Source organism: Pseudomonas abietaniphila, assembly GCF_039697315.1.
GTDB lineage: Bacteria > Pseudomonadota > Gammaproteobacteria > Pseudomonadales > Pseudomonadaceae > Aquipseudomonas > Aquipseudomonas abietaniphila_B.
The window spans coordinates 2,401,213-2,426,899 of the sequence record NZ_CP155619.1 but is presented as its reverse complement, the minus strand read 5'-3'; the positions used below and the strand labels follow the sequence as shown (position 1 = coordinate 2,426,899).

The window sequence follows — 25,687 nt, the reverse complement described above, 5'->3', positions numbered from 1 at the left end:
CAGGCGCCCGATCCAATCAGCTGGCGACGATATTCACCAGTTTGCCGGGCACCACGATCACTTTGCGGATCGTCAGGCCGTCGATGAAGCGCAGGACGTTCTCGTTGGTCCGTGCTGCGGCTTCGACCTCTTCCCGGCTGGCGCTGGCCGGCATGTCGATCTGGCCACGCAGCTTGCCGTTGACCTGAATCACCAGCGTCAGGCTGTCCTGTACCAAGGCGCTGTCATCCTGCACGGGCCAGGCTGCATCGATCACCGCGTCGGCGTGACCCAATCGGGTCCACAGCTCATGGCTGATGTGCGGTGTGATCGGTGCCAACAGCAAGGTTACGGTTTCCAGGCCTTCGTGAAGCAGCGCGCGATCCTGTTCGGTGGCTTGCGCGGCTTTTTCCAGCACGTTCATCAGCGTCATGACTTGAGCGATGGCGGTGTTGAATTTGTGGTTCTGCCCGACGTCATGGCTGGCCTGCTTGATGGCCAGGTGAATCGAACGGCGAACGGCTTTCTGCTCTTCATTCAGGTTGGCGACGTCGAGTTTGCCCGGCAAGCCCTGAGAAACGTGCGCTTGCGCCAGGCGCCAGACGCGCTTGAGGAAGCGGTGCGAACCTTCGACACCCGAGTCGGACCATTCCGCGCTCATGTCAGGTGGCGACGCGAACATCATGAACAGGCGGCAGGTGTCTGCGCCGAACTGGTCGATCATCGACTGTGGATCGACGCCGTTGTTCTTCGACTTGGCCATCTTCTCAGTGCCGCCGATCTCGACCGGCAGGCCGTCTGCAATCAGTTTGGCACTGATGACCTTGGCCTTGCTGTCACGCTCGAGTTCGACATCCGCCGGGTTGAACCAGGTGTAGGCACCGTTGGCTTCGCGACGGTAGTAGGTTTCGGCGATCACCATGCCTTGGGTCAGCAGGTTCTTGAACGGCTCGTTGGAGCTCACCAGGCCTTCGTCACGCATCAGCTTGTGGAAGAAGCGCGCATAGAGCAGGTGCAGGATGGCGTGTTCGATACCGCCGATGTACTGGTCGACTGGCAGCCAGTGGTCGGCTGCGGATTTCTCGACCAGGCCACCTTCGAAGTGCGGCGAAGCATAGCGTGCGTAGTACCACGACGACTCGACGAACGTGTCCATGGTGTCGGTTTCACGCTTGGCAGCCTGCCCGCATTTCGGGCATTTGCACTCATAGAACTCAGGCATGCGCGCCAATGGCGAACCTGCACCGTCCGGCACCACGTCTTCCGGCAGGACGACAGGCAGTTGGTCTTCCGGCACCGGTACGTCGCCGCAGGCATCGCAATGAATGATCGGGATCGGGCAGCCCCAGTAACGCTGGCGGCTGATACCCCAGTCACGCAGGCGGAACTGGGTGCGCGACTTGCCGAGCTCTTTCTTGAGCAGAGCGGCTTCGATGGCATCGAAGGCGCCCGCGAAATCCAGGCCGTCGAACTCGCCGGAGTTGATCAGTTGACCGTGCTCGCCGTAAGCGTCCTGCCACGGAGCAGGGGACGTGTCGCCCGCGCTGGTACGGACCACCGGTTTGATCGGCAGGTCGTATTTGGTGGCGAATTCGAAATCACGCTCGTCGTGGGCCGGGACTGCCATTACAGCGCCATCGCCGTAGTGCATCAGTACATAGTTGGCGACCCACACCGGCAATTTTTCGCCTGTCAGCGGGTGCTCGACGAACAGCGAGGTCGGCAGGCCTTTCTTTTCCTGGGTGGCGACGTCGGCTTCGGCGACGCTGCCGCTTTTGCATTCGTGAATGAACGCTTGAAGCTCTGGGTCGTTCTGCGCGGCCAGAGTCGCGAGTGGGTGCTCGGCAGCGACGGCTACGTAAGTGGCGCCCATCAAAGTGTCAGGGCGGGTCGTGAAGACTTTCAGCGCACCGGCTTCTCCGATGGAAGCCTGATCGTACGGGAACTGCACTTCCATGCCGCGCGACTTGCCGATCCAGTTGCGCTGCATGGTCTTGACCTGCTCAGGCCAGCCGGTCAGCTCGTCGAGACTCTCCAGCAGTTCATCGGCGTAGGCCGTGATCTTGAAGTAGTACATCGGGATTTCGCGTTTTTCGATGACCGCGCCCGAACGCCAGCCGCGCCCGTCGATCACTTGCTCGTTCGCCAGAACGGTCTGGTCGACCGGGTCCCAGTTCACGGTGCCGTTCTTGCGGTAAATCACGCCCTTTTCGAACAGGCGAGTGAACAGCCATTGTTCCCAGCGGTAGTAATCCGGCTTGCAGGTGGTGACTTCGCGAGACCAGTCAACTGCCAGACCCAGGCTGCGCAGCTGGGTTTTCATGTAGGCGATGTTTTCGTAGGTCCATTTTGCAGGCGCTACGTTGTTCTTCATCGCGGCGTTTTCAGCCGGCATCCCGAAGGCGTCCCAACCCATGGGTTGCAGGACGTTCTTGCCGAGCATGCGCTGGTAGCGGGAAATAACGTCGCCGATGGTGTAGTTGCGCACGTGACCCATGTGCAGCTTGCCGCTTGGGTAAGGGAACATCGACAGGCAGTAGTACGTTTCCTTGCCTGGCTGTTCACTGACTTCAAAGGACTTTTGCTCGTCCCAGAACGACTGAGCGGCGGCTTCGATTTCGCGGGGCTGATAGAGTTCGTGCATGGCTACTTTTGACTAGAGATTGGTGACCCTTGACCGCTTCGCTGCGTTCCCGGGACGGACACATTCGCTTGCCTGGCTGAGCCTTCGGCGGTGCGGTGCATTCGGGTCCGAGTGAGCCGAAGTGGAATTACAGGAAAGCGCCGTAGCATACATGAGGCCGAAGGATCGAGGGAAACCAAGATTGTGCTGTTCATAACCGCATAAGTCCCGGGAGCCGCCGTTGGTCGCGGCATCGCGCCTGTTTTTGCAGTGCCGCTAAGCTCAATCACGAGGGTATGTGTTTATCTTCAGTGAGGTGAACGGATGGCAGAGCTGCGGCACCAAGTAAAGAAACCTGATCTGTATGACCGTTTGATTGATCGTCTGGGGCTTGCCCTGGACATGGCGAAAACATCAGTCCGGCTTCGCAATGAATACCCCGTTGAACTGGAGTTGCGTGGATTGAGCCAAGCCGAATTCCAGTTGATCGAGGCGTATCTGGATGCTTGTCCGGAAACGAAGGAAGTCGGGGTAAAAGAGGATTCACTGAATACCAGGAAGGGGAGTTCCAGCACTTCACGGGAGCCTTCGGAGCCGGTCCGCGCCCCGCACCCTTTAGCCAATGTCATCTGGCTGAAGGATCAGCGTCGCGCCAAAGTGTCGGCGAAGTTGAGTCGTTACAGTTCCAGCAAACATTTCAAGCGTTAACCTTCACGGGTGTTAACCCCGTCTGATTAAGCATTGTTGCTTAGCGTCAATCCTTTTAGGCTTCGGGCATCTTATGGAGATGCCCGATGCCTTTTCGTTACTTCATCAAAAACCTGTTGTTGCCGCCCGGCATCTTCCTGCTGTTCTTATTATTGGCCTGGTGGTTGCGCCGTTCGCGACCGCGCATGGCGCGCGCGCTGTTTGTGATCGGGTTTGTCGGCATGTTGTCCATGAGCCTCCCCCTCGTGGTGCAGTGGTCGGCCCGCGGCATCGAAAGCATCCCGCCGTTGCCACAGGATCAATGGACCACGCTGGCTCAGCGCGCGGACGCCATTGTGGTGCTGGGGTCCGGGCGGGAGCGAAAGGATCCGACGTGGGGCAGCGATATTCCCACTGGCGTGGCGCTGGAGCGAATGCGCTTTGCGGCAAGACTTTCGAAGGCGTCCGGTCTGCCGATTCTGACAACGGGCGGCCTGCATTATGGTGAGCCGCCCAGTGAGGCGGCGATCATGGCCGATTCGTTGCGCGATGACTTCGGCGTGAATGTGCGCTGGCAGGAAGGCGAGAGCCGCACGACCTGGGAAAACGCCAACATGACCGCCGCGATTCTGCTGCCGCAGGGGATCAAGCGCGTGGTGGTGGTGACCCAGGCCTGGCACATGCCGCGTTCGGTGTGGAGTTTCGAAAAGGCCGGATTTAGCGTGGTGCCGGCGCCGGTCGGGTTTTTGAGCGTGGACAACGCGCGGCCGTTTGGCGGCTGGATGCCTGAGTCAAAGGCGGTCTGGCAGAGCGGTCAGCTGTTGAACGAAGCGGCGGGATCGATCGGGTATCGGTTGTTTTACCGATGATCGGGCTGACGAGTCGGATTCAATTGTGGGAGTGAATTCATTCGCGAAGGGGCGTTACATCCGACAGATTTTGATTGGATGTACAAACGCATCGCGAATGAAGTCGCTCCCACAGATGATTTTCGTCGCTGCGAGCCTGTTAAACCGTCTTGGCAATCCGGCTCGCCACCAGCGCCCAGCCAATCAATAGCACCGACACAATGATCAGTGGCCACGAACGCCAGTGCAGGTAAGGCGTCAGGTTGTGCATGGGGGTGACTTCGCCGTACATCACGGCTCGCTCGAACTGCGGCACGGTGGTGGTGATCTTGCCGAAAGGGTCGATCAGCGCACTGACGCCGTTGTTGGTCGCGCGGATCATCCAGCGGCCGGCTTCCAGTGCTCGCATCTGCGCCATCTGAAGGTGCTGCAAAGGTCCGATGGACGTGCCGAACCAGGTGTCGTTGCTCACCGTCAGTAACAAGTCGCTTTGTGCCGACAGGCTGGCCGCGAACTCCGGGTACACCACTTCATAGCAAATGAACGGCGCGATCTGATAACCCTTGGCCTGGAGCAGTGGCTGGTCAGCCGGTCCGCGAGCGAAGTCCGACATCGGCAGGTTGAAGAAGGTGATCAGCCCGCGCAGCAGGTCCTGCAAGGGCACGTATTCGCCGAAGGGGACCAGCTTCTGTTTCAGGTAGGTGCCATCGCCTTCCCCGACAACGGTAATAGCGTTGTAGTAGCGATATTCGCCACGCCCGCCTTTCTGACGCAGAGGAACGCCGGTGATCAAGGCTGAATTGCGTTCGGCCGCGAATTTACCCATCACCGACAGGTAGCCCTCGACCGACTCCTTGAGAACGGGCACGGCCGTTTCGGGCCAGATGATCAGATCGGCCTTTTGGGCGGTAAACGTCATGTCCCGATAGAGCGCGAGCTGGGCATTCAACGCTGCCGGGTCCCACTTCATGCTTTGCTCGACGTTGCCCTGCATCGCCGCGACCTTCAGCGGCTCACCTGACGGTTCGGTCCAGGCGTGCTGCTTGAGTGCCATGCCGATCACCCAGGGTGTCAGCAGTAAAACGATGGCGGTCGCCAGAAAGCTTTTGCGTGCGCGCAAGCGGTGCAGGTTGCACAGCAGCGCTGCGGTCAGCGCCAGGCTGAAGGAGATCAGCCACATGCCGCCGAGCGGTGCGAGGCCCTTCAGCGGCCCATCAAGCTGGCTGTATCCGGAGTAGAGCCACGGGAAGCCGGTCAGAAACCAGCCGCGAAACATCTCCTGACCAAACCACAGCGCAGCAAACGCCAGCGCATCAGCCAGCGGCGCTTCGTTGCGGCGGATCCAGCGCGCCCACAGCCACGCGGGCAGGGCAAAGAAGAAGGCGACAGAAGCGCAGAACAACACCATGAGGAAGACGGCGAGCCAGACCGGTGCTTCGCCGTAGGTGTGGATGCTGACGTAGATCCAGCTGGTGCCGCCGCCGAACAGACCGAAACCGTAAGACCAGCCACGCCACAGGGCCTGCCGTGGTTTGAGGTCACGCAACCCGAGGTAAAAAACCACCAGCGCAACGATTGCCAGTGGCCAGATATCGAAAGGCGCCAACGCCAGGGTGATCAGCGCGCCGGCCGCCATGGCCAGCAGGTTACCGGGCCAGCCGGGGCGGGTGATCCAGCGCATTTACATTCCTTATTAAGGGATAAGACCTTACGAGCGGGAGATCGGGCTCAGGCGCAGCAGGTGAATTCGACGGCTGTCGGCATTCAGGATGCGGAAACGATACGCGCCGATTTCGGTGATTTCATTACGCTTGGGCAGGTGCCCGAACGCATTCATCACCAGACCGCCGACGGTGTCGAATTCGTCGTCGGAGAACTCGCTGTCGAAGAACTCGTTGAAGCTTTCGATCGGCGTCAGCGCCTTGACCAGAAAGTCGCCGCTTGGCAGCGGCTTGATGTAGCTGTCTTCCTCGACGTCGTGTTCGTCCTCGATGTCGCCGACAATCTGCTCCAGCACGTCTTCGATCGTCACCAGACCCGCCACGCCGCCGTATTCGTCGATGACGATGGCCATGTGGTTGTGGTTGGCGCGGAACTCACGCAGCAGGACGTTCAGACGTTTGGATTCCGGTACGAACGTCGCCGGACGCAGCAGGTTCTTGACGTCGCCAGCGCCACCGTTGTCTTTCAGGATCAAGGGCAGCAGGTCTTTGGCGAGCAGGACACCAAGCACATCGTCGTGGCTTTCGCCAATCACCGGGTAGCGCGAGTGCGCGGAATCGATTACCGCCGGCAGGAATTCACGAGGGCTTTGGCTGGCCTTGATGCTGATCATCTGGGAGCGCGGCACCATGATGTCGCGGACCTGCAGGTCTGCGACCTGAATGGCGCCTTCGACGATGGCCAGTGCTTCGCTGTCCAGCAGCTTGTTTTGATGGGCTTCGCGCAGCAGCTCAAGCAGCTCCTGGCGGTTTTTCGGCTCATGGGCAAATGCCTGGGTCAGTTTGCCCAACCATGACTTTTGCCCGTTGCTCGATCGGTCTTCGCTCATAGCCCTTACTCGTGGTCCTTGCCTGGTGTTTCTGTATGGGGGGTGTCGACGCATTCATCGTCGGCGTAGGGATCCGGATAGCCCAACTCTGCAAGCAACTCTCGTTCCAGTGCTTCCATCTCTTCGGCTTCGTCATCGTCGATGTGATCGTAGCCCAACAAATGCAGGCAGCCGTGAATCACCAGATGGGCCCAGTGCGCGTCCAGTGCCTTGCCCTGTTCGGCAGCCTCGCGGGCCACGACGGGAGCGCAGATCACCAGATCGCCCAGTAACGGGATATCCAGGAGTTCATCGGGTACATCGGCGGGAAACGACAGCACGTTGGTGGCGTAGTCTTTGTGCCGCCAGGTGTGGTTCAGTTCCCGGCCTTCGGCTTCGTCGACGAGGCGGATGGTCATCTCAGAATCCGCCGAACGCTGGCGCAGGCCCATTTCACACCAGAGGCGGAATTGGGCTTCGCTCGGCGCGCTGGCTTGACTGGCGACCTGCAGATCCAGCTCAAGCATCGCGGCGGTTGTCCCGTGAGCCGTTCTGATCGTTGCGCTCCTCGAAGCGCTCGTACGCCTCGACAATGCGCTGCACCAGCGGGTGGCGCACGACGTCTTTGGGCTTGAAGTGGGTGAAGCTGATGCCCGGCACGTCCTTGAGCACTTCGATGACGTGGGTCAGACCGGATTTCGTGCCTTTTGGCAGGTCGATCTGGGTGATGTCACCGGTGATCACGGCCGTTGAGCCGAAGCCTATACGGGTCAGGAACATCTTCATCTGCTCGACAGTGGTGTTCTGACTCTCGTCGAGAATGATGAAGCTGTTATTAAGGGTCCGGCCACGCATGTAGGCCAGCGGCGCGACTTCGATGACCTGCTTTTCGATCAGCTTGGCCACGTATTCGAAGCCCAGCATCTCGTACAGCGCGTCGTAGAGCGGTCGCAGGTAAGGGTCGATCTTTTGCGCCAGGTCGCCGGGCAGGAAGCCAAGCTTTTCGCCTGCTTCGACCGCCGGACGCACCAGCAGGATGCGGCGAATCTGCTCTCGCTCCAGCGCGTCGACAGCGGCAGCCACGGCAAGGTAGGTCTTGCCGGTACCGGCTGGCCCGATGCCGAAGTTGATGTCGTTGGCGAGGATTTCCTTCACGTACCGCTGCTGATTCAGGCCGCGAGGGCGAATCATGCCTTTCTTGGTACGCAGGGCTACGCCGACTTCGGCGGCAGGGTGGTTATCCAGCTCTTCAACGCCGGACTCCTGCAGGAACAGATGCACCATGTCTGGCGACAGCTCGGTACTTTTGGTTTCCCGGTACAGCCTGCGCAGCAGGTTTTCTGCCGAAGTGGTTTGTTTTCGCTCACCGATCATCTCGAACTGGCCTCCGCGATTGCGGATCTCGATGTCCAGGCGCTGTTCGATCAAGCGCAAATGCTCGTCGAATTGCCCGCACAGATTGGCGAAGCGGTGAGCCTCGATAGGTTCGAGGCTGAAACGATGTGGTTCGATAGGTGCGTTCAAAGTGGTTTTTTAGCCGCCCGACGGCAATAAAGGTGAAATGAAGGATAACCCCTGTGGACGGTGTCCGAAAGGGCTCACTTACTAATGGTTGGGTCACGGGTGCAATCGCACATTGTCGTCAAGCCGGATGCATGACCCTGTAGGCGCGAATTCATTCGCGACAGGCCCGTACTGTCGATAAGGATTTATCGCCTGATAGTACGCCTCGCGAATGAATTCGCTCCCACAGGTCATGCAGTCGTCCGCAAAGTCTTTGGCGTATCGCCTCCCAGATGCGAGCGTTTCGGCCTTACTGCAACAACGACCCGCGCAGCGAATGCGGTTGCGCGCTGTCGATGTAGACGTCGGCGAACTGACCGATCAGCTTCGGGTTGTCGCAGCGGAAGTTGACGATGCGGTTGTTCTCGGTACGGCCTTGCAGCTCGCCCGGGTCTTTCTTCGAGTAGTCGGTCACCAGGATGCGCTGCACGGTCCCCGCCATCTTGCGGCTGATTTCGAAGCCCTGGCGGTTGATCAGGTCCTGCAGTTGCTTCAGTCGCTCTTTCTTCACCTCTTCCGGGGTGTCATCGGCGAGGTCCGCGGCAGGCGTGCCTGGTCGGGCGCTGTAAACAAAGGAAAACGAGAAGTCCATGCCGACGTCTTCGACCAGCTTCATGGTCTGCTGGTGGTCCTTCTCGGTTTCGCCAGGGAAGCCGACGATGAAGTCCGAGCTGATGCAGATGTCGGGCACCGCCGCGCGCAGTTTGCGCAGGCGAGATTTGTACTCAAGCACCGTGTGGTTGCGTTTCATCGCCGCCAGAATACGGTCCGAGCCCGACTGCACCGGCAAGTGCAGGTGTTTGACCAGTTCGGGGACTTCGGCGTGGGCCTGGATCAGGCTGTCCGAGAACTCCAGCGGGTGCGAGGTGGTGTAGCGGATACGGTCGATGCCGTCGATGGCCGCCACCACGCGAATCAGTTCAGCCAGGTCCGCAACGCGACCGTCATGGGTCGTGCCGCGATAACCGTTGACGTTCTGGCCAAGCAGCGTCACTTCGCGCACGCCGTTTTCCGCCAGATGGAAAACCTCGGTGATAACGTCATCGAACGGGCGGCTGACTTCTTCGCCGCGGGTGTAGGGCACCACGCAGAACGTGCAGTACTTGCTGCAACCCTCCATGACCGACACATAAGCACTCGGGCCATCGACGCGCGGCTCGGGCAAATGGTCGAACTTCTCGATTTCCGGGAAAGACACGTCGACCTGAGGCAGGCGGGTGGCGCGTGCGGCGTCGATCATGTCCGGCAGGCGGTGCAGCGTCTGCGGGCCAAAGACCACGTCCACGTAAGGCGCGCGATCACGAATCGCCGCGCCTTCCTGACTGGCGACGCAACCACCGACGGCAATCACCATCTCAGGATTGGCCAGTTTCAGTTCGCGCCAGCGGCCAAGCTGGGAGTAGACGCGGTCCTGCGCCCGCTCACGGATGGAGCAGGTGTTAAGCAGGATGACGTCGGCATCTTCCGCGCGAGCGGTGACTTCCAGTGCTTGATGTTCGCCCAGCAGGTCGACCATGCGCGAGCTGTCGTACTCGTTCATCTGGCAACCGTGGGTTTCGATGTAAAGCTTCTTGGCCATGCGGGTTCATCAGGTGATTCAAAGAACCGCGCATTATAGTGACCATGGCCTCGGGTTCCTAGCGTCGTCTACCGAGCGGCATGTTATAGTTCGCGCCCTTTTTCAAACCCCGATCATTGCCTGCCTGTTATGACCAAACGCGAAGCTCCAATCTACAAGGTGATTTTTCTCAACCAGGGACAGGTGTACGAAATGTACGCCAAGCAGATCTATCAGAGTGATCTGTGGGGCTTCCTGGAGGTCGAGGAGTTCGTCTTTGGTGAGCGTACGACGGTGGTGGTGGACCCTAGCGAAGAGAAGTTGAAGGCGCAGTTCGACGGTGTGGTGCGCAGTTTCGTGCCGATGCATTCGATCGTGCGCATCGATGAGGTCGAGCGGATGGGGACGGCGAAGATCAGCGAGGCGCGTCAGACCGGGAATGTGATGCCGTTTCCGATGCCGATGCCTGATAAGTAGGTTTTCTGGTTTTCTGATTGTTGGCTTTTGGATGGTGTGAATATCCGTTTCTGCGGTAACGGCGGATTACGGTCCCGCTCTTACAGCGGGTCATTTTTGTAGGTGGTGTCTGCACCCTTGATGTCGAAAGCAAAATCAACAGTAGAAACAGAAACATCAGCTTGACGCACTACCTGTAGGAGCGTGGCTTGTCCCGCGATCTACCGCGCAGCGGTAGCAAAATCAGACGACTCGGTTGTACCTGACACACCGTATTCACAGGGATTGCTGCCGGTTCCCGGCAGATCGCGGGACAAGCCGCGCTCCTACGCCTTCGGCAGAATCAAAAGCAGAGCGGTCATTCGCAGCTCTGTTCTTGCTTTGCTTTTGATCTTCGTACTCGATAGTCCAGACGAAACACATCGCGACTTGGGTGCAGGCATCGCCGGAGTGAAGGAACCCGACGGAGGAGGGCCAAACCAGGAGCAGGCCTTTTTGGTTACTTTTTCGTGGTCCGACATTTCGGCTCTTGGAAAAAGTGACCCGCCGTAAGGGCGGAAAGGGGCATAGGCATCACCCTCGATAACGGATATACACCCAATTCACCCGTTCTGCTCAGCCGCACTCTCAGAAGAAATAGATTCAGGGCTTGTTGCTATCAGGAAAAGGCGCAAACGGCGTACGCCCTTCAGCCGTTTGCAGTTCGAGCAGATACTTGCGGAAGATCTGTCCCAATACTTGGGTCGCCACTTCCAGATCTTCCTTCTTCATCTGCTCCGACACTTCGTCGGCCTGATCCAGCGCATCTTCCGAACCGTTGACCGCCGCCATCTTCAGCACGATGTAAGCCTGAATATTATTGGCCTGGACGCCCTCGCCACGGAAAAACATCAGACCCAGTTGATACTGCGCCTGTGCATGACCCTGTAACGAAGCCTGTTCGAAATAGTTGAGCGCTTGAGTGAGATCACGCGGCGTACTTTTGCCGTCGTAATAGAACTGTCCCAACTCGTATTGCGCCTGCGCATCCCCGCCTTGTGCCGCCTGCTGGCAGGCCGACAACGCTGCGGGCAGGTTGTCTGGCTGGGTATTGAGGGTGCAACGACCCACCGCTGGGATTAACAACGAGTTGCCACCTGCGTTCGCCAGCAGGGGATGAAGAAGCAACAGGCAGCCCAATGCAAGGGTGCGGCCGGTGCGGTTCATGGAAGTCGACTTACCTCTGAAAAAGGTGCGGGCATGCCCGTCCAGCTAAACGTGCTGGCTGCGCATTATGAAATAAGCAGGGCCAACCTTACAAAGTCTTTGCAGAATTTCTGCTGCGCGGGCTTGATTCGCCTGTATTCAGGCGGTCTGGCCGATCTGCGAAAGTAAATATCTAACAAAATAACCCGAGAACAACGCAGTTCAACTGTAGGAGCGTGGCTTGTCCCGCGATCTGCCGGGTACCGGCAGTAACCCCTACTGACGCGATTATCTCTGACACTCCGCGTTCACCGATTCTGCTGTCGCTGCGCGACAGATCGCGGGACAAGCCACGCTCCTACGAGTTTTGAGCAGCCGTCGTTTCACCGGTGGCTCATTACTTCAGCTTCGCAAACGCCTTCTCGGCGGCATCCAGCGTCAACTGCAACTCTGCTTCGCCATGGGCGATCGAGGTGAAGCCAGCTTCGAACGCACTCGGCGCCAGGTACACGCCGCCTTCGAGCATCGCGTGGAAGAAGCGCTTGAAGCGGTCGGCGTCGCTGCTCATCACGTCCTGGAAGGTGACGATTGCCTTGGCGTCGGTGAAATACAGGCCGAACATACCGCCAGCCTGCGTGGTTACGAACGGGATCCCCGCCGCGTCCGCACGCTGCTGCAAGCCTTCGAGCATGCGCGTGGTGTAGGCGCTTAACTCGTCATGGAAACCAGGACGGCTGATCAGGCGCAGGGTGGTCAGACCGGCCGCCATCGCCAACGGGTTACCCGACAGCGTGCCGGCCTGATAGACCGGGCCGAGCGGCGCGATGTGCGACATGATTTCGCGTTTGCCGCCAAAGCAACCGACCGGCATGCCGCCACCGATGATCTTGCCGAAGGTGCTCAGGTCAGGGGTGACGCCGTAGTACGCCTGAGCGCCACCGAGGGCAACGCGGAAGCCGGTCATCACTTCGTCGAAAATCAGCACCACGCCGTACTTGTCGCATTCTTCACGCAGGCCTTGCAGGAAGCCGGGCGCAGGCGGCACGCAGTTCATGTTGCCCGCGACAGGCTCGACGATGATGCACGCCACTTCCTGGCCGACTTCCGCGAGCATCGCCTTGACCGCGTCGATGTCGTTGAACGGCAGGGTCAGCGTGTGTTTGGCGAACGCCGCTGGCACGCCAGCAGAGCTCGGCACGCCCTGAGTCAGGGCGCCGGAGCCGGCTTTGACCAGCAGGCTGTCGGAGTGGCCGTGGTAGCAGCCTTCGAATTTGATGATGCTGTCACGGCCGGTGTAGCCGCGCGCCAGTCGAATCGCGCTCATGGTCGCTTCGGTGCCGGAGCTGACCATGCGCACCATTTCCATCGACGGCACGATCGAGCAGACCAGATCGGCCATTTCGGTTTCCATCGCGGTTGGCGCGCCATAGGAGAGGCCGTGCTCCAGTTGCTTGCGCACGGCGTCCAGCACATCCGGGTGGCTGTGACCCAGGATCATCGGGCCCCACGAGCCGACGTAATCCACATAACGCTTGTCGTCTTCGTCGGTGACGTAGGCGCCAGCGGCATGTTTGAAAAACAGCGGGGTGCCACCGACGCTTTTGAAGGCGCGAACCGGCGAGTTGACGCCACCGGGGATGTGTTTCTGGGCGTTGGCAAACAAGGTTTCAGAACGGGACATGATGAGGTCTCTGTTTGAATCGGTCGTAAGAGGGCGTGCGGCCGGCCAGATTCGGGATCAGGCCGACTTGAACAAATCGTTGAAAGCGCGCGCGCGGCGTGTCACTTCCTGGGTGCTGTCAGCGCCGAACAGGCCATGCACCACGGCCAACAGGTCGGCACCGTGGGCCACCAGCGGCGCGGCGTTTTCCAGGGTGATGCCGCCGATGACGGCAATCGGCAGATGGATGCGTTTGCGCGCCTGGTCAAGCATGTCGAGGCTGCAGGCCGGCGCGCCAGGCTTGGTAGTGGAGTTGAAAAAGCGACCGAACGCGACATAGGTCGCGCCATCGGCTTTGGCTTTGTCGGCGAGCTCCAGTTGCGCATGGCAGGTGGCGCCGACGATGGCCTTGTGGCCGAGCAACGCCCGGGCGTCCGGCAACGAGCCATCGGTCTGGCCCAGGTGCACGCCCACGCCGAGGCGCGCGGCGACTTCGGCGTCATCGTTGATGATCAGGCGGGTCTTGTAGCGTTCGCACAGTTTGAGCAGCGCCGAGGCTTCGCGCAGGCGTTTGGTTTCGTCGCCGGATTTGTCGCGGTATTGCAGCAGGGTCACACCGCCCTCGAGGGCGGCTTCGACATAAGACAGGAATTTGCCGGCCAACAGCTGACTGTCGGTCACGGCATACAAGCCACGTAGTTTCATGAAGGTGCCTCTTTATCGTGGCGTTACGAGCAAAAATCCAGCGGCAGACGGCGAGGGACGAACTGGCCTTTGCCCAGTTGTTCCGCGTCGCGCAACGTGCGCCAAGTGTAGTCCAGCGCGGTTTGCACGGCGCTGATCACGTCCTGACCCAGCGCCAGACGTCCGGCCAGGGCGCTGGCCAGTGTGCAACCTGAACCGTGATAGCTGCCTGGCAGGCGCTGACAGGTAAATGTCCGCGACTGGCCATTGCGCAGGTAAAGACGGTTATGCACCTCGTGCTCGTCGCCATGGCCGCCCGTGATCAGCAAATGCTCACAGAAGGGCAGCAGCTTTTCTGCGCATTCGTCGGCCGTGCCATTGGGCAGCTCGGCGAGGATGCGCGATTCAGGGAGATTCGGCGTGGCAATGGTGGCCAGCGGCAGCAAGCGCTCGCGCATCGCATAGCCGACCTCATCCTTGCCCAGTCGTCCGCCACCACCAGCGCGCAACACCGGATCGCACACCAGCGGAAGATGCGGGTGGGCCTCAAGCAGCTCGACCACGGTGTCCACCATCTCCAGTGAGCCGAGCATCCCCAGCTTCACGGCTGCGACCGTCGAATCGTTGAGCACGGCATTGGCTTGAGCCATCACCCATTCGCGGTCGAGGACCCGGAAGTCAGTGACATTCACGGTGTCTTGCACGGTCAGTGCAGTGACCGCAGGAGCGGCGTGGCAACCCTGCGCGAGCAGGGCTTCGATATCTGCCTGCAAGCCGGCGCCGCCACTGGGGTCGTGGCCGGAGAGACAGAGGACAACGGGGCGGGAGCTATAGATATTCATGGTGCGCGAGCTTACCACTAAAGCTTTTGCCGGGCCGCTGGTCGACCGGAGATTTTTCGCCGTCAGGTGCTGTAAGGCTCTAGACCGGTATTTTCGGGGATGCGTGTGCCGATCGTCTTGAAAGGAAAAGGAAAGCTTGGCGTGCGACGATTAAGATGGTGTCATCTAGCTATCAATCGCTATGCTGTTGGCCTAGTTCGTCGTCCCTGCCATAAGAGTGAATGCAAGTGCGTTGCCCGTTAAGCCTGTTGGCCCCTCTCAGGATCATGCTGTCTCCAATGGAACGGGGCATTCACCACGCCGCCCAGAATGAAGCGGGTGGTGTTGCATGCGCTTTTTACTGACGCTGATTTTCATGCTGCTGCCGATGCTGGCCAGCGCAGTCGAGTTCGACGAAAACACCCGGTCGTTGCCGTTGGGCCGTGCGACTCTGGTGTTTGAAGACCCGAGCGGTACCGCCACGATTGAGGACGTGTCTTCGCCTGAAGGCGCCGCTAAGTTTCGTGCATTGGACACCGGGTCGCTCAACGCCGGTTATTCACGTTCAGCGTTCTGGCTGAAGGTGCAATTGACCTATCGCCCGACCAATCCCGTGGCATCGGCTGACTGGCTCCTTGAGCTGGCCTACCCGCCGATGGATCACGTGGACCTTTATCTGGCCAGCGATACCGCGCAGCCGAGCCTGACCTGGAAAACCGGCGACATGCTGCCTTTCCAGAGTCGCCAGATAAAACAGAACAACTACCTGTTCGACCTGAACCTGAAAGCCAATGAGAGCAAGACCGCGTACGTGCGCGTCGAGAGTCATGGCTCCGTTCAGGCACCGCTCAATCTGTGGGCCAGCCACGCGTACATCGAGGAGCAGCCGTCGCGGTTGTACATCCTCGGGATGATTTACGGCGTCCTGGCGGTGATGCTGGTCTACAACCTGTTCATCTACCTGAGCGTGCGGGACACCAGCTACCTTTATTACATCCTCTATATCACCTGCTTCGGTCTGTATCAGGTATCGGTCAATGGCGCGGGGATCGAATTTCTGTGGCCGGATGATCCATGGTGGGCCAACACGTCCACGACGTTTCTGATTGCCGCCGCGATCCTGTTCGCCAGTCAGTTCGCCCGCAAATTCCTGCAGACGCCCCGGCTGGGTTTCTGGATGGACGGCCCACTGTGGCTGATGATGGCGTGCTCGGCGGGGATCATGGTTCTGTCGCTCACCACCGATTACGGAATTGCGCTGCGCCTGGTCACGGCATTGGTGCTGATCTTTACGCCGATCATTCTCTTGATCGGCATCGCTGCCTGGCTGAAAGGGCGGCGGGTTGCACGGTATTTCATCTTTGCCTGGTCGGCGTTCCTGATCGGTGGCGTGATTAACGCCACCATGCTGCTGGGGCATTTGCCGAACAATTTCTGGACGATGTACGCCAGCCAGATCGGCTCCGTGGTGGAGGTTGCGCTGCTGTCGCTGGCGTTGGCCGATCGCATCAACACCATGCGCGAGCGTCAGGCGCAAATCATGGCGCAATCGAGCAAAGACCTTGAAAAGCTCAACCAGCAGCTGGCCGTGAGTAACCGGTTGAAGGATGAGTTTCTGGCCACGCTCACCCACGAGCTCCGCACACCGATGAACGGCGTTATCGGGTCGCTGGAACTGATGCAAATGGATGGCGCCGAAGACGACATCGAGCTGTATCGTCAGACGGCTGCTGATTCTGCGCAGAACATGATGGGCATCGTTAACGGCATCCTGACCCTGACCGAGCTTCAGGCCGGACGGATCAGTGTGCAGCACGAAGCCTTCAGCCTGCGCCATCTGTTGTTTCAGGTGCGCAGCGCATTCGAACCCCTTGCCCGCAGCAAGGCATTGACGTTGAGCATCGAGCTGGACGAAAACCTGCCGGACAGCCTGCAAGGCGATGCGCTGAAGCTGCGCCAGTGTCTGGACTGCCTGATGGACAACGCCGTCAAGTTCACCAAGGCCGGTTCAATCAGGATTCGCGTCAACGGTCAGTGCACTGATTCGCAACACGTGCGCCTGCTGGTCGATGTGATCGACACGGGTATCGGCTTCAGTCGCCTGGACGAAGAGACGCTCTACGCCAACTTCTATCAGGTGGACGGTTCGATGACGCGCGAGTATGGCGGTCTGGGCATCGGGCTGGCGATCTGTCGGCAGTTGATCGAGTTGCAGGGCGGTCGCCTGAGTCATCAGTCCGAGCCGGGCACTGGCAGCCAGTTCCGGTTGAGCCTGGATGTGGTGCGGGCAAAAGAGGGCAAAAGCGCCGTTATTTAGTCGGCTATGGCGCTTTTTTCGTGATCGGGTGCGTGATTCACTGGCTTTCATCTGCGCTCGCTGCGCAATGACCGGACCGGAGTCGCCTTATGAACCTGCATCAGTTCGCCGAGACCCACGAGGTTACTAACCAGCCCCCGTCACTGGAGGGTGCCAACCTGTATCGCATCGACCTGCCGTTGCAGGAGTGGTCGACGCGCTTCGGTGCCGGATGGGCGCAGTCGAAGATCGATGCTTACGGTGCCTTGGCGGGCGGGCCGTTGATGGAAGCCGGCTTCCTCGCCAACCAGAATAAACCGGTGTTCGCCAGCCATGATCGTTACGGCCATCGTATCGATCTGGTCGAATTCCATCCCGCCTATCACCAGCTGATGCAAACCGCCGTCGAGCACGGCATCCCCTCGCTGCCCTGGACCGATCCTCGCAAAGGCGCCCACGTCGCCCGCGCGTCCATGAGTTACCTGCACACGCAAGCCGAGGCGGGCAGTGGCTGTCCGCTGACCATGACATTTGCCAGCGTACCTGCGCTCAAGCTGCAACCTGATTTGGCAGACGTCTGGTTGCCGAAGATTCTCGCGACCCAGTACGACCCGCGTAACGTCGGCATCGCCCACAAGGCGGGCGCCACCATCGGCATGGCCATGACCGAGAAACAAGGCGGCACCGACGTGCGTGCGAACACCACGCGGGCGTATCCGGTGGGTCAACCGGGGCCTGGACAGGCCTATGAGCTGGTGGGCCACAAGTGGTTCTGCTCGGCGCCGATGTGCGACGCCTTCCTCACGCTGGCGCAGACTGACAAAGGGCTGACCTGTTTCCTGCTGCCGCGCCATCGCCCGGACGACACCCGTAACGAGTTTTACATTCAGCGTTTGAAGAACAAGCTGGGCAACTGGTCCAACGCCTCCAGTGAAGTCGAGTTTCGTGGCGCGCTGGCGTGGATGGTCGGTGAGGAAGGGCGCGGCGTGCCCACCATCATCGAGATGGTCGCCATGACCCGCTTCGATTGCATGACCGGCTCCAGCGCCTTGATGCGCCAGGCGCTGACTCAAGCCGCGCACCATTGCGCGCACCGAAGCGTCAGCGGTCGTCTGCTCAGCGAGCAGCCGTTGATGCAGAACGTCCTGGCCGACCTGGCGCTGGAAAGCGAAGCGGCGTTGGCGCTGAGCTTGCGCATGGGGCGCTCGCTGGAGCGTCTGGACGATGCGCATGAAGCGCGGTTCGCCCGGCTGGTGACGGCGGTGGGCAAATACTGGATCTGCAAACGCGCGCCCGCGATGATCAACGAAGCGGCTGAATGCATGGGCGGGGCGGGGTATGTCGAAGACACCATTTTGCCGCGTCTGTATAGAGAAGCGCCGGTCAACTCGACATGGGAAGGTTCTGGCAACGTGCAGTGCCTGGACGTGCTGCGGGCCTTGTCCAAAGAGCCGGGCGTGCTCGACGCGCTGTTCGACGAACTGGGCGATGGTCACGGGGACAGACGCCTTGCGACGCACATCGAGCAGTTGAAAACGGCGTTCAAGGACACCTCCGACATCCAGTACCGCGCGCGACAGTTGACCGAAGACATCGCCGTCGGGCTGGAGGCCAAACTGCTGTTGGAAGCGGGAAATTCGGTGGTCAGCGACGGTTTTATTGCCGGGCGTATCGAGCAACCGGGACGGGTATACGGCGCGCTGCCGCGAGGGGTGGATGTCGAGGCATTGGTGGCCAGGTCGTCGCCGCAAGTCTGAAACGTTGATCTGAGAATGTAGGAAATCTGCTTGTGCCCGGAGGGCGTAGGAGCCGCCGGGGTGGCGCTCCAATCTGTCCCGCGATCGGCTGCGCAGCGGTCGTAAACCTACGCCATGGTGGTGTCAGGACTATTGAGTTTGCAGCCATTGCTGGCGGTTCCCGCCAGATCGCGGGACAAGCCACGCGCCTACACAGGTTTTTTCGGTCGGCCGGTGATCGTGCGGCGGGTGTAAGTCCCTGTAGGAGCCATCGGAGGTTACGACGGTCGCGAAGCAGTGTTCCTGACACAACTCGTGCCTTCCCCTTCCGTTGCAGGCAAGATGGAGCCTTGCAAGATCAGAAGGATGCGCATCGTGACTGAAGCTTTTATTGTCGTAGAAACCGCCGAGCAAGCTGTGGATCGGCTTGCCGAGCTGCACGGACGTGCAACCACGGCCTTGAGCCAGGCGCTCAAGCGTTATCTCAAGGACCGCGTCGAGCCCGACGCCGCCGAGCGCAAGCTGTTCCGCTATCCAGAATTACGCCTGACCTACCACTGTCAGGGCGAAGTGCCGCTCACCACGCGCGCGTACGCCAAGGTTCAACTGCCAGGCACCTACAGCGTCACCGTGACCCACCCGGCAGCCTTCCGCAAGTACCTGATCGAACAGCTCGTGCCGCTGATGAATGACTTCACCGTGACGGTGGAAGTCGGGGTCAGCGAGCAGAACATTCCTTATCCGTATGTGGTCGAGCAGGGCGACGAGCTCGCAGGCACAGGCGTGACCGCCGCGACGCTGGCGCGGGTGTTCCCGAGCACCGACCTGTCCGCCGCCACCGACGGCATCGCTGACGGCTTGTACGATTGGGCCAACACCGATCCACTGCCGCTGGCGCTCTTCGACGCCGCCCGTGTCGACTTCTCGCTGCGTCGTCTTGTGCATTACACCGGCAGTGACTGGCGTCATGTTCAGCCGTGGATTCTGCTGACCAACTATCACCGCTACGTCGACCAGTTCATCGTTCACGGGCTTGAGAAACTGCGCGACGATCCGCGCTTCGTGAAAATGGTGCTGCCGGGCAACGTCGTCGTCGACAAGAGCATGGATTACGGCGAGGCCCAGGCCATCGTTTCGAGTGTGGTCTGGCACCGCTATCAGATGCCGGCCTACCACCTGATTGCCGAAGACGGTCACGGCGTGACGCTGGTCAACATCGGTGTCGGCCCGTCCAACGCCAAGAACATCACCGACCACCTGGCCGTCCTGCGTCCACACTGCTGGCTGATGATCGGTCACTGCGGTGGCCTGCGTCAGTCGCAGACCATTGGCGACTACGTGCTGGCCCACGCCTACATGCGCCGCGACGGCATTCTTGACCGTGTGTTGCCGCCAAACATCCCGATCCCGGCGTTGGCGGAAGTGCAGTTGGCGTTGCAGGAGTCTGCGGCACAGATCACCGGCGAACGTGGCGACGACCTGAAGAAACGCCTGCGCACCGGCACCGTGCTGACGTACGACGACCGCAACTGGGAACTGCGCTGGGCGCAGGAGCGACCGCTGATCAACCTGTCCCGGGCGGTCGCCGTGGACATGGAAAGCGGCACCATCGCCGCTCAGGGCTATCGCCTGCGGGTGCCTTACGGGACGCTGCTTTGCGTGTCGGACAAGCCGCTGCACAGCGAAATCAAGCTGCCGGGTTCGGCCAACGCCTTCTATGAACGCGCGGTCACTCAGCACCTGAAGATCGGCATTGCGGCGCTGGACCTGATGCGCACGCAGCTGAACTCGTTGCACTCGCGCAAACTGCGCAGCTTCGACGAGCCGCCGTTCCGTTAATCGGCTAGGCGTTTAGCGAAAGGGCCACTAAAGTGGCCCTTTCTGTTTTCGCTTACCTCCGTCAGTCTGAGCCCACATGCCTCGCACTCAACGCCCCGCCTCGCGCCGTCCCGCGCCCAATGCCTCTGCCGCACCCCGTCGTGTCGCCAAGGCGCCTCCCGCCGAACCGCGATTGGTCCTGTTCAACAAGCCGTTCGATGTCCTGACCCAGTTCAGCGATGGAGAAGGTCGGGCCACGCTCAAGGATTTCATCGACATACCCGGGATTTACCCGGCAGGCCGCCTGGATCGCGACAGCGAAGGCCTGTTGCTGCTGACCAACGACGGCCAATTGCAGGCGCGCATTGCCGACCCGAAGCACAAGCTGGCCAAGACTTACTGGGTGCAAGTAGAAGGCGAGCCGTCGGAGGTGCAGTTGCAACAGCTGCGCGATGGCGTCGAACTGAACGACGGCCCGACGTTGCCCGCGCAGGCGCGGCAACTGGATGAACCCGAGTTATGGCCGCGTAACCCTCCGGTCCGGTTTCGCAAGAGCGTGCCGACCAGTTGGCTGGAGTTGATCATCAAGGAAGGCCGCAACCGGCAGGTGCGCCGAATGACCGCTGCCGTTGGATTGCCGACGTTGAGGCTGGTGCGGGTGCGCATTGGCGAGTGGAGCATCGAGGGGCTGGATCAAGGTCAGTGGAAGGAAGTGCCAGCGAAACTCTGACTGCATGGAATGAAGCGGTCACACGTTTTACTGCTGAGCGCGATCCACTGTGGGAGCGAATTCATTCGCGAGACGGCGGGGCGGGCGATGATTGTGTATTGGATGTACCGGCCTCTCCCGAATGAATTCGGTCCCACAGGAATGTTCAGTTGGCCTGAGGTTTATGGGTGCTGCTCAAGGTAGGCAATCACCACGCTCTTGATCACGAACGCCAGCACCCCAAGGCCGAGAACGCCGAAGAGGATCATCGTGCCAAACCGTCCGGCTTTGGATTTCTTCGCCAGGTCCCAGACGATGAAACACATGAAGCCGATCAGTACGGTCACCAGAATGGTCATCATCCATTCTTCGAACACTTCGGGTTCCATCGGGCGCCTCCGGTGAGTCGGTATGACTGGCGATTATAGGGCTGTCTGATTGCACGTCAGCTGCGCAGGTGCACCAACGGCAGTTCGGTGCTGGCCAGAACCTGATTGAGCACGAAGCTCGAGCGAACGCTGGTCACGCCATCGATACGGGTCAGATGGCCGAGCAGAAATTTCTGATAGTGATCCATGTCCGGCACCACGACCTTCAGCTGATAGTCGGCATCGATGCCGGTGACCAGGCTGCACTCCAGCACTTGCGGCAGGTTGCGGATGTGCTGTTCGAAGTTCTCGAAGCGGTCGGGCGTGTGACGGTCCATGCCGATCAACACATACGCCGTCAGGCTCAGGCCCAGTTTTTTGCGATCAAGGAGCGCGACCTGGCGCACGATATAGCCGTCGTCTTCCAGTTGTTTGACTCGACGTGAACAGGGCGAGGGGGACAGGCCGATGCGTTCGGCCAGCTCCTGATTGGAAATGCGCGCGTCGCGTTGCAGCTCCGCCAAAATGCTCAGGTCATATCTATCGAGCTTGCTCACGATTGACACCTTTATAGGATCGATTGCGCTGAATTATTGATCCGAGGGTAAAAATTGCGCAAGTGGTGTTTTCGTCAGCAACATTCGCAATCCTCTGTCGTCCGTCAAAGCCTATTCTTTTAACCAGAATCACTGCCCGGACACAGCGTCCAGCGCGGCCCGCCGAATCAGGCCAGCCGCGGCCTCCAGCCCAACAGGGTTGACCAGGCCACCGGGCTACGCACTGTCCAGAAGACGATGCGAGGTGAGCCGGCGTCAAAAGCGTCGAGCCAGGACGAAGCATTCAAGAGAGGGCCCATGGGCCCTCTTTTTTTATGCCCGCGATTTGTAGCGGTGAGTTCGGCACAGAGCTGCCCCATCGCAACCACGCTCACGCCTACAGTTTCCTTCGGCGCGCTGATAGAGTGCGGCGAACGGCGCACCCAGAATGCAGTCCTATTAACAGGTATCCGCGCCGCAGTGAGGAAAGCATGAACATGCGCATCTGGCGTTTGACAGGTGTCAGTCTTTTGGCCTTGAGCATCAGTGCTCAGGTGCTGGCCGACGATAACAACCAGCAACAGCAACACAATGAGCAGCAACGCCAGCAGCAACGCGGCTTTGAGGTGCAGCGCCAGCAGCAGACTCAGCAACAGCAAAAAATGCAGTACGACCAAGGGCAGCAGCAACAACGCCAGCAGCAACAGCAGCAATACCAGCAACAACGCCAGCAGGAACAACTCAATCAGCAGCGGCAGATTCAGCAGAACCAGCAGCAGCGCTTCGATCAGCAGCGTCAGCAGCAGGAGCGCGAGCGCAATCAGCAGCAACAGCAGCAGATGCAACAGCAGCAGCGCCAGGAGCAGCTTCAGCAACAACAACGCCAGCAGCAACAGCGGTTGCAGCAGCGCCAGTTACAGGACCGTCAGGGCAACCTGCCGATCCAGAGTCGGCCCGACACCGTGCGCCAGACCGAACAACCACGCCAGGGGTTTTACCGAGACCTCCCGCGTGACCAGCAACCCCATGGAAATTGGCAGGCCGGTCGGCCGGGTGGTCATGGTGACGGTTGGGGCGGCGGACCGCGCTATCGCCCAGGTTATGAAATAGACCGTATGCCCGGTGGCTATTCCCGCGTTCCGTATCGCGGGAATGACTACTTCTACTCGGGTGGCTACTGGTATCGCCCGCAGGGGCCGCGCTATGTCGTGGTCGCTCCACCGCGCGGGGTTCGGGTGCGTTATCTGCCTGACTATGCACAGCAGGTCTGGTTAGGCAGCGCGCTGTTCTTCCTCGCCGCCGGCACCTATTACACCTACGAGCAAAGCACTCAGGAATACGTGGTTGCCGAACCACCGCAGGGCGTCGAACCGGTGTACAGCCCGGAAACCCTGCCGCAACCGCCTCAGCAGCCCGCCGACCCGTTCGACGTGGTGGCGTATCCGGCCAATGGCCAGACGCAGCAGCAGGTCGAGCAGGATCACTATGACTGTTATCGCTATGCGGTGCAGCAAAGCAACTTCGATCCGGCGAGTGCGAGCTATCAACCCGCGCCCGAAGTCGTCGGCATTTACCGCCAGGCCATGGCCGGATGTTATGCGAGCCGCGGGTACAGTGTTCAGCAGTAGGACTGTGTCGCTCGCTTGAAATTGTGGGAGCGAGCGTGGTCGTGAATGTGGTGGCTCCGACTCCGAAAATATGTCGGACGCACAGCCGCTTTCGCGAGCAAGCTCGCTCCCACAGGTCACGCGTTCGCCGCCGATTCTTGCAACCCCGCGATCCCTGTAGGAGCAGTCCGAGGTTACGAGGGCCTGGGCCGCACTCGGACGAACGCGATGGGTCAGTTGCATTAACGTCGACTGACACCCCCTATTCGTCGGAATGTCGCCCAGACCAAGCTCGCTCCCACAGGTCACGCGTTCGCCGCCGATTCTTGCAACCCCGCGATCCCTGTAGGAGCAGTCCGAGGTTACGAGGGCCGCGAACGCGATGGGTCAGTTGTATTAACGTCGACTGACACCCCCTATTCGCGAGCAAGCTCGCTCCCACAGGTCACGCGTTCTCCGCCGATTCTCGCAAACCCGCGGTCCCTGTAGGAGCAGTCCGAGGTTACGAGGGCCGCGAACGCGGTGGTTCATTCACCATCAATGTCGACGATCCACCGCATTCGTCGTAATGCCGCCCAGACCAGGCTCGCTCCCACAGGTCATTTGTCCGCAGTGAAATCGGCGACTGTCCTTGGCTAAACAGCTGTTTAGCTCAAGATTGGACTGCTCGCCCTGTTCACCACTTCCTGAGGGTCGGCGTGCACCAGCACTTCGGCCTTTGGGAATTCAGCAATGATCGCCCGTTCAACCTGCTCGCACAGATCGTGCGCCACGGAGAGCGTCAACTCGCCGGGCAGCTCTAGGTGCAACTGCACGAACCAGTGGTTGCCCGAGATTCGGGTGCGCAGATCATGAGCACCGAGCACGCCCGGTACGTTCTGTGCCAACTCCAGCATGCGAGCGCTGACGCTGGGCTCAAGCTCGGTGTCCATCAGCACCGAGACGGTTTCCCGTGCAATCGAGATCGCGCTCCAGAGGATGTACACCGCGATGACCAGGCCGAAATACGCATCCAGCTGGTCATAGCCGAAATACGCCAGACCCAGCGCAACCATGATGCTGGCGTTAAGCAGCAGGTCGGAGCGGTAATGCAATGAGTCGGCGCGGATGGCCGCAGAGCCGGTTTCCTTCACGACCTTGTGCTGGAACATCAGCAGCATCACCGTGAGAGCGATCGACAGCACCATCACCAGAATACCTAGACCGGGCGCGCCCAACGGTTGCGGATGCTGGATGCGTTCAATGGCCTGAAAGCCGATCAGGAAGGCGCTTACGGCAATGAACAGCGCCTGAGCCATGCCGGACAGCGCTTCGGCCTTGCCGTGCCCGTAACGATGGTCATCATCGGCGGGGCGTAGCGCGTAATGCACAGCCAACAGATTGAGAAACGAAGCCGCGCCATCGAGCAGCGAGTCCGTCAGGCCCGCGAGCAGGCTGACCGAGCCGCTCAGCCACCAGGCCACAGCCTTGGCGACGATCAGAATGCTGGCGACGGCCAGCGATGCCCGCGTCGCCAGACGCAATAACCGGGCGTGTTCAGGGCTGCTGCTCATGGCGCTTCCTTAAATGACAACATTGAAACATCAGGCCGACGGTATCAGGCCCAGCGACGCGAGTTGCTCGGTGCTGCCTTTGTGCTGAATCAGGCGTGGATCGTCCAGTGGCAACGTACGGCCCAGCTCAGTCTGGATGATGGCTTGCAGTTTGGCGTTGTCCACCGTGCCGTCAGCGCGCACCGCAGGCTGCAGTTTTTGTGGATCGATCTGCGCCTGTTTACCGCTCGGCAAGTAGATGGCGCCGGTGGCGAAGTCGACCGCAAACGCGATCACGCCGGGAATGATGTAGAACAGCAGGCCGATGGCGTCGAGCACCACGATGGCAGGGTCCATTCTGCCGCTGCCTTGGATCTGACCGCGGCGATCAGGGTAAAAAATACTGCCGCAGGCGGTGAGTTGGGCCAGAAGGCTGGCAATCAGAACACCGCCGATCAAACGGGAAGGTATGCGCATGGAGATCTCCTCAG

At 60.2% G+C, this 25,687-nt stretch carries 22 protein-coding genes and 1 pseudogene; 8 read left to right on the top strand and 15 right to left on the bottom strand.

Annotation, left to right across the window (positions count from 1 at the left end; translation table 11 throughout):
- Positions 1-16: 16 nt before the first annotated feature.
- On the bottom strand, positions 17-2,623 hold the full coding sequence (gene leuS, locus ABDX87_RS10660; RefSeq protein WP_346832834.1) for a leucine--tRNA ligase: 2,607 nt from the start codon (positions 2,621-2,623) through the stop codon (positions 17-19).
- 303 nt (positions 2,624-2,926) lie between these two features.
- On the opposite strand from leuS, the gene ABDX87_RS10655 reads away from it, so the two are divergent.
- Both ABDX87_RS10655 and ABDX87_RS10650 read left to right on the top strand, forming a co-directional pair.
- The gene (locus ABDX87_RS10655) at positions 2,927-3,310 is read left to right on the top strand and encodes a hypothetical protein (RefSeq protein WP_346832833.1); all 384 of its coding nucleotides are present in this window, start codon (positions 2,927-2,929) and stop codon (positions 3,308-3,310) included.
- An 86-nt stretch (positions 3,311-3,396) separates the two neighbouring features.
- The gene (locus ABDX87_RS10650; protein ID WP_346832832.1) at positions 3,397-4,158 is read left to right on the top strand and encodes a YdcF family protein; all 762 of its coding nucleotides are present in this window, start codon (positions 3,397-3,399) and stop codon (positions 4,156-4,158) included.
- Between the two features lie 139 nt (positions 4,159-4,297).
- Here the strand turns inward: ABDX87_RS10650 and lnt are convergent, their stop codons facing one another.
- The 5 genes from lnt to miaB all read right to left on the bottom strand — a co-directional run bounded on the left by lnt (position 4,298) and on the right by miaB (position 9,809).
- On the bottom strand, positions 4,298-5,818 hold the full coding sequence (gene lnt / locus ABDX87_RS10645; RefSeq protein WP_346832831.1) for an apolipoprotein N-acyltransferase: 1,521 nt from the start codon (positions 5,816-5,818) through the stop codon (positions 4,298-4,300).
- Between the two features lie 27 nt (positions 5,819-5,845).
- Positions 5,846-6,688 carry an HlyC/CorC family transporter gene (locus ABDX87_RS10640; RefSeq protein ID WP_074757034.1) on the bottom strand — a complete coding sequence of 281 codons (843 nt, stop codon included), beginning with the start codon at positions 6,686-6,688 and terminating at the stop codon, positions 5,846-5,848.
- Between the two features lie 5 nt (positions 6,689-6,693).
- Positions 6,694-7,194, bottom strand: coding sequence for an rRNA maturation RNase YbeY (gene ybeY, locus ABDX87_RS10635; RefSeq protein WP_346832830.1), 501 nt, complete (start codon positions 7,192-7,194; stop codon positions 6,694-6,696).
- The gene (locus ABDX87_RS10630) at positions 7,187-8,191 is read right to left on the bottom strand and encodes a PhoH family protein (RefSeq protein ID WP_346832829.1); all 1,005 of its coding nucleotides are present in this window, start codon (positions 8,189-8,191) and stop codon (positions 7,187-7,189) included. Before ABDX87_RS10630 ends, ybeY begins: the two co-directional genes overlap by 8 nt.
- Positions 8,192-8,480: 289 nt before the next feature.
- On the bottom strand, positions 8,481-9,809 hold the full coding sequence (gene miaB, locus ABDX87_RS10625) for a tRNA (N6-isopentenyl adenosine(37)-C2)-methylthiotransferase MiaB (protein WP_346832828.1): 1,329 nt from the start codon (positions 9,807-9,809) through the stop codon (positions 8,481-8,483).
- 129 nt (positions 9,810-9,938) lie between these two features.
- Here miaB and ABDX87_RS10620 point away from each other — a divergent pair, with 129 nt between their 5' ends.
- Entirely contained in the window at positions 9,939-10,265 is a 327-nt protein-coding gene (locus ABDX87_RS10620) for a DUF1820 family protein (RefSeq protein WP_062384926.1), read from the top strand.
- Between the two features lie 621 nt (positions 10,266-10,886).
- Here ABDX87_RS10620 and ABDX87_RS10615 read toward each other — a convergent pair.
- The 4 genes from ABDX87_RS10615 to ABDX87_RS10600 all read right to left on the bottom strand — a co-directional run bounded on the left by ABDX87_RS10615 (position 10,887) and on the right by ABDX87_RS10600 (position 14,615).
- Positions 10,887-11,450 carry a tetratricopeptide repeat protein gene (locus tag ABDX87_RS10615; protein ID WP_346832827.1) on the bottom strand — a complete coding sequence of 188 codons (564 nt, stop codon included), beginning with the start codon at positions 11,448-11,450 and terminating at the stop codon, positions 10,887-10,889.
- Positions 11,451-11,826: 376 nt separating this feature from the next.
- Positions 11,827-13,110 (bottom strand): glutamate-1-semialdehyde 2,1-aminomutase, encoded by a 1,284-nt coding sequence (gene hemL, locus ABDX87_RS10610; protein WP_346832826.1) that lies wholly within the window; start codon positions 13,108-13,110, stop codon positions 11,827-11,829.
- Between the two features lie 57 nt (positions 13,111-13,167).
- Positions 13,168-13,794 carry a thiamine phosphate synthase gene (gene thiE / locus ABDX87_RS10605; RefSeq protein WP_346832825.1) on the bottom strand — a complete coding sequence of 209 codons (627 nt, stop codon included), beginning with the start codon at positions 13,792-13,794 and terminating at the stop codon, positions 13,168-13,170.
- 23 nt (positions 13,795-13,817) lie between these two features.
- Positions 13,818-14,615 carry a hydroxymethylpyrimidine/phosphomethylpyrimidine kinase gene (locus tag ABDX87_RS10600; protein WP_346832823.1) on the bottom strand — a complete coding sequence of 266 codons (798 nt, stop codon included), beginning with the start codon at positions 14,613-14,615 and terminating at the stop codon, positions 13,818-13,820.
- A gap of 328 nt (positions 14,616-14,943) precedes the next feature.
- Between ABDX87_RS10600 and ABDX87_RS10595 the strand changes: the two genes are divergently transcribed.
- From ABDX87_RS10595 to ABDX87_RS10580, 4 genes are all read left to right on the top strand, one after another.
- Positions 14,944-16,911: a sensor histidine kinase gene (locus tag ABDX87_RS10595; RefSeq protein ID WP_346832822.1), complete on the top strand. Its 1,968-nt coding sequence runs from the start codon at positions 14,944-14,946 to the stop codon at positions 16,909-16,911.
- 89 nt (positions 16,912-17,000) lie between these two features.
- Entirely contained in the window at positions 17,001-18,647 is a 1,647-nt protein-coding gene (locus ABDX87_RS10590; RefSeq protein ID WP_346832821.1) for an acyl-CoA dehydrogenase family protein, read from the top strand.
- A 345-nt stretch (positions 18,648-18,992) separates the two neighbouring features.
- Positions 18,993-20,465, top strand: a complete 1,473-nt coding sequence (amn, locus tag ABDX87_RS10585; protein WP_431061226.1) for an AMP nucleosidase — start codon at positions 18,993-18,995, stop codon at positions 20,463-20,465.
- 76 nt (positions 20,466-20,541) lie between these two features.
- On the top strand, positions 20,542-21,174 hold the full coding sequence (locus tag ABDX87_RS10580; RefSeq protein WP_346832820.1) for a pseudouridine synthase: 633 nt from the start codon (positions 20,542-20,544) through the stop codon (positions 21,172-21,174).
- A gap of 161 nt (positions 21,175-21,335) precedes the next feature.
- On the opposite strand, the gene ABDX87_RS10575 is transcribed toward ABDX87_RS10580, so the two are convergent.
- From ABDX87_RS10575 to ABDX87_RS29205, 3 genes and pseudogenes are all read right to left on the bottom strand, one after another.
- Positions 21,336-21,542: a DUF2788 domain-containing protein gene (locus tag ABDX87_RS10575; protein WP_346832819.1), complete on the bottom strand. Its 207-nt coding sequence runs from the start codon at positions 21,540-21,542 to the stop codon at positions 21,336-21,338.
- A 56-nt stretch (positions 21,543-21,598) separates the two neighbouring features.
- Positions 21,599-22,078, bottom strand: a complete 480-nt coding sequence (locus tag ABDX87_RS10570; protein WP_274135417.1) for an Lrp/AsnC family transcriptional regulator — start codon at positions 22,076-22,078, stop codon at positions 21,599-21,601.
- Between the two features lie 428 nt (positions 22,079-22,506).
- Positions 22,507-22,971, bottom strand: a pseudogene (locus ABDX87_RS29205) (hypothetical protein); the annotation flags it as partial.
- On the opposite strand from ABDX87_RS29205, the gene ABDX87_RS10560 reads away from it, so the two are divergent.
- Positions 22,897-23,685 carry a DUF6515 family protein gene (locus ABDX87_RS10560; RefSeq protein ID WP_346832817.1) on the top strand — a complete coding sequence of 263 codons (789 nt, stop codon included), beginning with the start codon at positions 22,897-22,899 and terminating at the stop codon, positions 23,683-23,685. The pseudogene ABDX87_RS29205 and the gene ABDX87_RS10560 overlap by 75 nt on opposite strands.
- A 626-nt stretch (positions 23,686-24,311) precedes the next feature.
- On the opposite strand, the gene ABDX87_RS10555 is transcribed toward ABDX87_RS10560, so the two are convergent.
- Both ABDX87_RS10555 and ABDX87_RS10550 read right to left on the bottom strand, forming a co-directional pair.
- Positions 24,312-25,217: a cation diffusion facilitator family transporter gene (locus ABDX87_RS10555; protein ID WP_346832816.1), complete on the bottom strand. Its 906-nt coding sequence runs from the start codon at positions 25,215-25,217 to the stop codon at positions 24,312-24,314.
- A 30-nt stretch (positions 25,218-25,247) separates the two neighbouring features.
- On the bottom strand, positions 25,248-25,673 hold the full coding sequence (locus ABDX87_RS10550; protein ID WP_346832815.1) for a polyribonucleotide nucleotidyltransferase: 426 nt from the start codon (positions 25,671-25,673) through the stop codon (positions 25,248-25,250).
- Between the last annotated feature and the right edge of the window lie 14 nt (positions 25,674-25,687).